This window comes from Allobosea sp. (assembly GCF_048595345.1).
Lineage (GTDB): Bacteria > Pseudomonadota > Alphaproteobacteria > Rhizobiales > Beijerinckiaceae > Allobosea.
In genome coordinates this window covers 22,754-30,514 of the sequence record NZ_JBMDWH010000020.1, presented here as the reverse complement: position 1 = coordinate 30,514, position 7,761 = coordinate 22,754, and the positions used below count along the sequence as shown (strand labels likewise).

Annotated in this window: 10 protein-coding genes; 5 read left to right on the top strand and 5 right to left on the bottom strand. The window is 67.4% G+C overall.

What is annotated here, in order from left to right; translation table 11 throughout:
- The 3 genes from ACOJTB_RS03240 to ACOJTB_RS03230 all read left to right on the top strand — a co-directional run.
- Positions 1 to 408, top strand: a 408-nt coding sequence (locus tag ACOJTB_RS03240) for a S1 RNA-binding domain-containing protein (protein ID WP_420101082.1), incomplete at its 5' end; no start/stop codon positions are given.
- Between the two features lie 149 nt (positions 409 to 557).
- Positions 558 to 1,325, top strand: coding sequence for an alpha/beta fold hydrolase (locus ACOJTB_RS03235; protein WP_420101081.1), 768 nt, complete (start codon positions 558 to 560; stop codon positions 1,323 to 1,325).
- A gap of 66 nt (positions 1,326 to 1,391) precedes the next feature.
- Positions 1,392 to 2,027, top strand: a complete 636-nt coding sequence (locus tag ACOJTB_RS03230; RefSeq protein ID WP_420101080.1) for a pyridoxamine 5'-phosphate oxidase family protein — start codon at positions 1,392 to 1,394, stop codon at positions 2,025 to 2,027.
- A gap of 158 nt (positions 2,028 to 2,185) precedes the next feature.
- Here the strand turns inward: ACOJTB_RS03230 and ACOJTB_RS03225 are convergent, their stop codons facing one another.
- The 5 genes from ACOJTB_RS03225 to ACOJTB_RS03205 form a co-directional block, all read right to left on the bottom strand.
- Positions 2,186 to 3,184, bottom strand: coding sequence for an adenosine kinase (locus tag ACOJTB_RS03225; protein WP_420101079.1), 999 nt, complete (start codon positions 3,182 to 3,184; stop codon positions 2,186 to 2,188).
- A 73-nt stretch (positions 3,185 to 3,257) separates the two neighbouring features.
- On the bottom strand, positions 3,258 to 3,629 hold the full coding sequence (locus tag ACOJTB_RS03220; protein ID WP_420101078.1) for a helix-turn-helix domain-containing protein: 372 nt from the start codon (positions 3,627 to 3,629) through the stop codon (positions 3,258 to 3,260).
- A complete protein-coding gene (locus tag ACOJTB_RS03215; RefSeq protein ID WP_420101077.1) occupies positions 3,626 to 4,192 on the bottom strand; it encodes a Smr/MutS family protein in 567 nt (188 codons plus the stop codon). Before ACOJTB_RS03215 ends, ACOJTB_RS03220 begins: the two co-directional genes overlap by 4 nt.
- 1 nt (position 4,193) lies before the next feature.
- Positions 4,194 to 5,360 (bottom strand): murein transglycosylase A, encoded by a 1,167-nt coding sequence (mltA, locus tag ACOJTB_RS03210; RefSeq protein WP_420101076.1) that lies wholly within the window; start codon positions 5,358 to 5,360, stop codon positions 4,194 to 4,196.
- The gene (locus tag ACOJTB_RS03205; protein ID WP_420101075.1) at positions 5,357 to 6,091 is read right to left on the bottom strand and encodes a Tim44/TimA family putative adaptor protein; all 735 of its coding nucleotides are present in this window, start codon (positions 6,089 to 6,091) and stop codon (positions 5,357 to 5,359) included. Before ACOJTB_RS03205 ends, mltA begins: the two co-directional genes overlap by 4 nt.
- Positions 6,092 to 6,343: 252 nt before the next feature.
- Here ACOJTB_RS03205 and secB point away from each other — a divergent pair, with 252 nt between their 5' ends.
- Together secB and ACOJTB_RS03195 are read left to right on the top strand one after the other, a co-directional pair.
- On the top strand, positions 6,344 to 6,826 hold the full coding sequence (gene secB, locus ACOJTB_RS03200; RefSeq protein WP_420101074.1) for a protein-export chaperone SecB: 483 nt from the start codon (positions 6,344 to 6,346) through the stop codon (positions 6,824 to 6,826).
- 178 nt (positions 6,827 to 7,004) lie between these two features.
- Positions 7,005 to 7,736, top strand: coding sequence for a TerC family protein (locus tag ACOJTB_RS03195; RefSeq protein ID WP_420101073.1), 732 nt, complete (start codon positions 7,005 to 7,007; stop codon positions 7,734 to 7,736).
- Positions 7,737 to 7,761: the final 25 nt, after the last annotated feature.

Below are 7,761 nucleotides of genomic sequence, written 5' to 3'. Positions count from 1 at the left end.
AAGGTCAACATCGAAGACGACGGCACCATCAAGATCGCCTCGGCCGACGGCAAGTCGATCGAAGCGGCGATCAAGTGGATCAAGTCGATCGTCTCGGAAGCCGAAGTCGGCGTGATCTATGACGGCACCGTCGTGAAGATCATGGAGTTCGGCGCCTTCGTGAACTTCTTCGGCGCCAAGGACGGCCTCGTCCACATCTCGGAGCTCGCCCCGCAGCGCGTCCAGAAGGTCTCGGACGTCGTCAAGGAAGGCGACAAGGTCAAGGTCAAGTTCCTCGGCCAGGACGAGCGCGGCAAGATCCGCCTCTCGATGAAGGTCGTCGACCAGACCACCGGCGAGGACCTGACCGAGAAGCTGAAGGCCCAGCGCGAGGCCGAGAAGTCCCGCGAGAAGCAGCAGGCGGAGTGATCCGCGGCTGCTGAGGCATCAGGCTTCACAGAAAAAGAGCGCCCCGCATCGCAAGATGCGGGGCGTTTTTCGTCCAGTGCCGCACCGCTGCTGCCGCGAGCCGTCAGTTTCTTGCGAGAAGGACCCGCGATGACCTTCAGGAATCGCCGATGAAGTCCGTTGCCATCGCCGGCGCGCAAGCGAGCCGGATGCGCTATCACGAGCTGTCCGGCGACGGCCCTGCGCTAATCTTCATTCATGGCCTGGGCTGTGCCTCGTCCTGCGACTTCCCGGCCGTGGCGGCCGATCCCACCTTGCGCGGACGGCGGATGCTGCTTGTCGATCTCCTGGGCTCGGGCTTCAGCGATCGCCCGGAAGACTTCGGCTACACCGTTTCCGACCATGCCGGCTGCATTGTCGCGCTGGTCGAGCATCTCGACTTGCCCGAAGTCGATCTCTTCGGACACAGCATGGGCGGGGCGATTGCGATCGACGCCGCTGCGCGTCTGCAAGGCCGGCTCCGTCGGCTGATCGTGAGCGAGCCGAATCTGGTGCCGGGCGGCGGAGTTTTCAGCCGCAACATCGCCGCCATTCCCGACGCCGCCTATGTCGCGACCGGCCATCGCGCGGTGATACAGGCGAGCCGCGCCGATGGTGACGGGGTGTGGGCCGCTTCCATGGCGGTAAGCGCACCCTATGCCGTGCAGCGCGGCGCGACCGCACTGGTGGTCGGAAGCGACCCGAGTTGGCGCAGCCTGCTGCTGGGACTCAAAGTGCCGCGCAGCTTCATCATCGGCGAGTGGTCGCTGCCCTATCCCGAAGCGGATGGCCTTGCGGAAGCCGGCATCGCGATCCGCATCGTCGCCGATGCCGGCCATGGGATGGCGACCGAGAACCCGACAAGCCTCGCCGGGGCGATAGCAGCCTCATTGATCTGAGCAAAGGCCGGATGACCAGCGGCGCACAATAGTCTAGACTTATTCGACGCCATGGAGACCGGCAGCATGTCCGACCACAGCATCACCTCGCTCGACCAGCTCGCGGCGCTCTATCCCGGGCCGATCGCGCCAGCTTCGGTTCATAAGGAGCTCGACCATGTCGACGCGAACTATGCGGCGCTGATCGCGGCCTCGCCGTTTTTCGTGCTCGCGACGGTCGGTCCGCAGGGGCTGGATTGCTCGCCGCGCGGGGATATGCCGGGCTTCGTCACGGTCCGGGACGCGAAAACGCTCCTGATTCCGGACCGAAGAGGCAATAACCGACTGGATTCACTGAAGAATATCCTGTTCGACGATCGAATCGGAATGCTCTTCATGATCCCCGGATATGGCGAGACACTGCGCGTGAACGGACGTGCGGAGTTATCCTGCGATCCTAGGTTGTGCGCGCGCCTTGCGATGGCGGGAAAACTGCCGGCGAGCGTCATGATCGTTCATGTCGAGGCCGTCTACTTCCAATGCTCGCGCGCGGTGGTGCGGGCGGAATTATGGAACGCCGCCAAGCACGTCGACAAGCGCAGCGTGCCGAGCGCTGGCCAGATCCTGCGCGACATCACCGCCCGCAAGGCCGAGGTCGAGACCTTCGATGGCGAGGCCTACGATAAGGCGCTGCCGGAGCGGGTCAAGGCGTCGCTGTATTGAGGGATGTGGTTTCCCTTCTCCCTTCCGGGGAGAAGGTGGCACGGCGAAGCCGTGACGGATGAGGGCAGACCGTTTCATCCAAAAGCAAGAAAGGGCCGCCTGCGCGACCCTCGCTCATCCAACTGCTCCGCAGACACCTTCTCCCCGGAAGGGAAAGCTCACAGCAGCCCTTCATTCCCCGCCAGCGTCTTGAGGCTCACATCCGGCCGGGCGCCGAGATGGGAGATGATCTCGGCGGCGGCCAGCGCGCCCAGGCGCAGGCAATCGCGCGTCTCGCGGTTCGAGGTCAGGCCGAACAGGAAGCCGGCGGCGAAGAGGTCGCCGGCGCCGGTGGCGTCGACCACGCGCTCGACCGGGAAGACCGGCTCCTCGACGATGGCATCCGGCGTCACGGCGAGCGCGCCCTTTTCCGAGCGGGTCACCACGGCTGCGATGTTCTCCGCGCGCAGGGCCGAGAGGGCGGTGTCGAAATCGGCCGTCTGGTAGAGGCTCTTGAGCTCATGCTCATTGGCGAAGACGAGATCGACCATGCGGTTGCGGACGAGGCCGATGAATTCGTCGCGATAGCGATCGACGCAGAAGGAATCGGAGAGGGTGATGGCGACCTTCCCGCCGGCCTTGTGCGCGATCTCGGACGCCTTGCGGAAAGCTTCCTTCGCCGCCGGCGGATCCCAGAGATAGCCTTCGAGATAGACGATGTCGGCCGCTTCGACGGCCGCCTGATCGACATCCGCGACCGAGAGGCCCTGGCAGGCGCCGAGATAGGTGTTCATGGTGCGCTCGCCATCGGGCGTCACGATGATGAAGGAACGCGCCGTCGCCGGGCCTTCCGTCGCATCGGCCGTGCCGAAGGCGACGCCGAGCGAGGTCAGGTCGTGGCGGTAGAGCCGGCCGAGCTCGTCGTTGCGCACCTTGCCGATGAAGCCGCCCTTTCCGCCGAAGGAGGCGATGCCGGCGATGGTGTTTGCCGCCGAGCCGCCGGAGATGATGCGGGCCGGGCCCATCGCCGCATAGAGTGCTTCGGCGCGCGCCTCGTCGATCAGCATCATCGCCCCCTTGGTCAGGGACTGGGCGGCGAGGAAATCCTCCTCGGCCAAAGCGAGCACATCGACGATGGCGTTGCCGAGAGCGAGGACGTCGGTGCGGGACTGGGTCATGGTCGATCCGGATGGCGGCGCCGCGGCGCCGGAAGGAAGCTGGGCGGCGCTGTGGCATTCATGGCGGGGCCGGTCAAGCGCCGCGCCGGCGCTCCGCCTCGTCCAGCACGGCTCCGAGCCTGTCCAGATCCTCCAGCCGCAGGCTGGCGATCTCGCGCGAAAGACGGTTGGCGAACAAAGTCGCCTCGGAGTCGAGCCCGGCCGTGTCGATCACGACGCGGGGATGGGAGAGATCGGCGAGGCGCACGAGCTCGTCCGCCTCGTCCCAGATCACGCCCAGGAGATGGATCGCGCCCTGGATGAGGGTGAAGGTCGGGCGGCCACGCTTGCCGTGCTCGAGCGCGGAGAGATAGGCCGACGTCACGCCGAGGCCCTCCGCCATCTGCGCCAGGGTGATGCCGCGCTGCTCCCGCAACTCGCGCACCCGTCTTCCGAACGGCGTCACGGCCCGTGGCCTTTCGGACGCCGGAGACGGATATAGAGCGCGCCGGCACCGCCATGGCGCTGCTCGGCCTCCTCGAAGCCCAGCACCAGCGGCCGCAATTCGGCATGCCGCAGCCAGTGCGGCACCATGCGCCGCAGCACGCCGCGCTCCTCCCCGAACGCCATCGGCGCCGCCCCGCCCTTGCCGGTGACCACCAGCACGAGGCGCGTGCCGCGGCCCTGCTGGCGGCGCAGAAAGGCGTGCAGCGCCAGATGCGCCTCGTCCTGCCGCATGCCGTGAAGATCGATCGAGGCCTCGATCTCCTGCTGCCCCCGGCGCAGCTGCGTGCGCAGCCGCCGCTCGATCGGGGCAAGCGGCAGGGGCGCGGGGAGGGTGGGGGTGAGCCTAGCCGTCACGGCCCTGGCGGTGGCCATCGCAGCTTCGGCGGCCGGCGGCGGAGGTGCCGGGGCCGCAGGTTCGGGTTCCACCGGCAGCCGCCCGGGCAGGGGCTTCACCGTGCGCGCCACCTGTCGCCAGAGGGCGATATCGGCCTCGCTCAGCGTCTTGCCCCGGCGCGAGCGCATCTCAGCGCGGCCAGAACACGATGAAGGAAACAGGGTGGCGAATCAGCCCGGCGCGATGCCCGGCCGCTGCGCCCGAGCCAACGAACAGGTCGAGCCGGGCCGGGCCCAGAATCGCCGAGCCGGTATCCTGCGCGACCACGAGGCGGGCGAGATGCTCGTCGCCGCCTTGCCCGTCCGGAATCGTGGCATCGATCCAGACCGGCAGCCCATAGGGCCAGAGGGTGCGATCGATCGCGATGCTGCGCAGCGGGGTCAACGGCAGGCCGGCTCCGCCGATCGGTCCCGCCTGCGCCGGCAGATCGTCCCGCCGCGTGAAGAAGACGAAGGAGCGGTTCAGGCGGATGAGATCGCGCGCGAAGCCGGCATCCGCCTTCAGCCGCGCCACCAGCCGGTCCATCGTCATCTGCTCGGGCGGGATCGCCTCGCGCTGGCTGAGCACGCGGCCGAGAGAGGTGTAGGGCAGCCCGTTCCGGCCCGAATAGACAAGCCGCGTCACCGAGCCGTCCGGCAGGCGCACCCGGCCCGAACCCTGGACCTGCAGCACGAAACGATCGACCGGATCACGCAGCCAGAGGATTTCCAGACCCTGCCCGTCAAGGGCGCCGGCGTCGATCGCCGCGCGGTCGGGGAAGGGCTCGAGGCCCTTCGCCGTGCGGCGCGCGGCTGAGAGCTGGGGGTCGAGACCCGGCCAGACCTCGCCGGGCTGGCGCGTCACCAGGTCCCGCGGCCGGTCGTAAAGCGGGGTCGGAAAAGCCTCGCTGCGGGTCGGCGAGCCCTCGAATTCGGGCTCGAAGTAACCTGTCATGAAGCCGCTGCCGCCCTGCAGGGGGCGAATCCGCCAGACGCTGAAATGCTTTTCGAAGAAATGCCGGGCCTGCTCGGTGGAGACAGGGCCAGCATGAGCGATCACCTTGGCGCGCTCGCAGGCCTCGGCCAGGCCCGGAGGCACCGGCACGGCCTGGCGCAGAGGCGGATCGGCGGTGCAGCCGCCGGCGAACACCGCGAAGGCGCGGGACTGGTCGTCGCTCGTCCAGCCGGGCAGATCAGCCGGCTGGAGCGCCTCGGCGCCGGCTCCCGGGGGCAAGGGAAAAGGCGCGGACGCCATCGCCGTCACCGCGGTAAAGCACAGGCCGAGCGCCAGAAGCAGACCGGCCCGCCCATGGCTCACGCGCCGGCTTCGGTGGCGACCAGCAGCCAGTTGGGGTCGCGGCTGCCGAGCTGGCGCGAGAACGTCCAGATATCGTTGACCTGAACGACCTGCTCGGCATTGCCATCGACCACGGCGCCCTGCGCGTCGCGGGTCACGCTGATCAGCTGCGAGACGAAGGCGAGGGTGACCTGGGCCGTCTTGCCCTTCACCTCGACGGAGACGAAATCGGCCTTGTCGATCGAGACGAAATTGGATTCGGCCTTCTCGCCGCGCTTTTCGCGATCGGTGATGGCCTGCTCGAAGCCGTCATAGACGTCCTTCGCCAGCAGGCTCTTCAGCGTCTTGCGGTCGCCGCGCGCAAAGGCGGTCACGATCGTCTCGTAGGCCGATTTCGCGCCGACGAGGAATTCATGCGGATCGAAGCCGGGCTCCTGCGCGGCGATCGCCTCGATGCCGACGATCACTGGGCTGCCGGCCGGCGCGATGTCCTTCCAGCGCTCGGCCGCCGGAACTGGCGTAACGACCGGATCATTGGCGGCGCCGGGCAGGCGGATGACGTTGTCGCGCGGCTCGGAGGCGGGACCGGCCTGGTCCGGCCGCGGCGGAGGCGGCGCCTCGCGACGGGCGAAGGGATCCTTCGGCGGCTGCTCGCTGCCGGTCTTCTGGCCGAGCACGGAGCGCAGCTTCCAGGCGACGAAAACCGCCAGCGCCAGGAAGATCAGCGTCGAGATATCGAAGGAATTTTGCATCGAAGGCGGTCCCGCGGCTCCCCGTCATGGTTTTCGCGACAGCCGCCCGGTCGCCGCAGCAGGCCGTCCCAGCGTCATATGGTGCCAAAGGCTCGTAACATCCACCCCTTTGGTTGTGAAGGCGACTTCTTGTGCCTCCGACCCGTCCGTGATAGCCGACGCCCGCGGCGCGCCGGAAGCGTCAGCGCATCCCGTATCGGCCCGAGCGGCGCGGGATGTCCCGAGACAGCCTGTCAGGAACAGAGCGGACCGATGGCCAACGAACTCCCCAACGGCAATGGCGCCACTGACGCGGCCCCCAGCCTCAACGCCCTGATCCAGTACATCAAGGATTTCTCCTTCGAGAACCCGAAGGCGCCGCGCGCCTTGGCGCAGCAGGAAGCCCAGCAGGGCCCGCAAATGTCACTCCAGGTGAATGTCAGCACCACGCCGCTGGCCGACACCGATTACGAGACCGTGCTGAAGCTCGAGGGCAAGGCCGAGATGGCCGGCGAGACGCTGTTCGCCTTCGATCTGAGCTATGGCGGCGTCTTCCGCCTGCAGAACGTCCCGCAGGAGCACATCCACCCGGTGCTGGTGATCGATTGCGCGCGGCTGCTCTTCCCCTTCGCCCGCCAGATCATCGCCGAGGCGGTGCAGGGCGGCGGCTTCCCGCCCTTCTACGTTCCCGCGATCGACTTCGCGGCCCTGTATCAGCAGAACATGCAGGAGCTGCAGGCGGCCGGCAACGCCTGAGCACTGCCCCCCGAGCAGGATTGAAAAGGGCCCCTCGCGGGGCCCTTTTTGTTTGTTGCGCAGGATTGTTGACCTTGCGCGAGGGCGACCACCTCTCCATCTCGACTGCCATTCCGGCGGAGGGCCCTTTCGAATGCGAGGAGGGGCCGCCCGCCTTCGGCATATCGATGGAGACCCGATGGACGCCCTGATGACGCTTGCCTCCGACCCCGCCGTATGGGCCGCGCTCGGAGCCTTGATCGCCATGGAGGTCGTGCTCGGCATCGACAACCTGATCTTCATCTCCATCCTGACCAACAAGCTGCCCGAGCATCAGCGCTCCAAGGGCCGCAAGATCGGCATCGGCCTGGCGCTGATCCTGCGGCTGGCGCTGCTCAGCACCGTCGCGATCATCGTCAAGCTTACGGCGCCGATCTTCTCCATCTTCGGCCATGCCTTTTCCTGGCGCGATCTGATCCTCATCGCGGGCGGCCTCTTCCTCGTCTGGAAGGCGACCAAGGAAATCCATCACAAGGTCGATCCCGATCCGGGCCCGGACGTGTTCGATGGCGGCCGTGCCGCGACCGTGACCTTCGGCGGCGTGATCGTGCAGATCCTGATCCTCGATCTGGTGTTCTCGATCGATTCGATCATCACGGCCGTCGGCATGACCGAGCATGTGCCGGTGATGGTGATCGCAGTGCTGGTGGCCGTGCTGACGATGCTGCTGGCCGCCGACCCGCTGGCCAAGTTCATCGAGAGGAACCCGACCATCGTGATGCTGGCGCTCGGCTTCCTGCTGATGATCGGCGGCACGCTCATCGCCGAGGGGTTCGGCGTGCATGTGCCCAAGGGCTACATCTACGCGGCGATGGCCTTCTCGGCGCTGATCGAGGGCCTGAACATGATGTCGCGGCGCAAGTCCGGCTGAGGCCGCGAAGGCGCCCCGTGAGGGC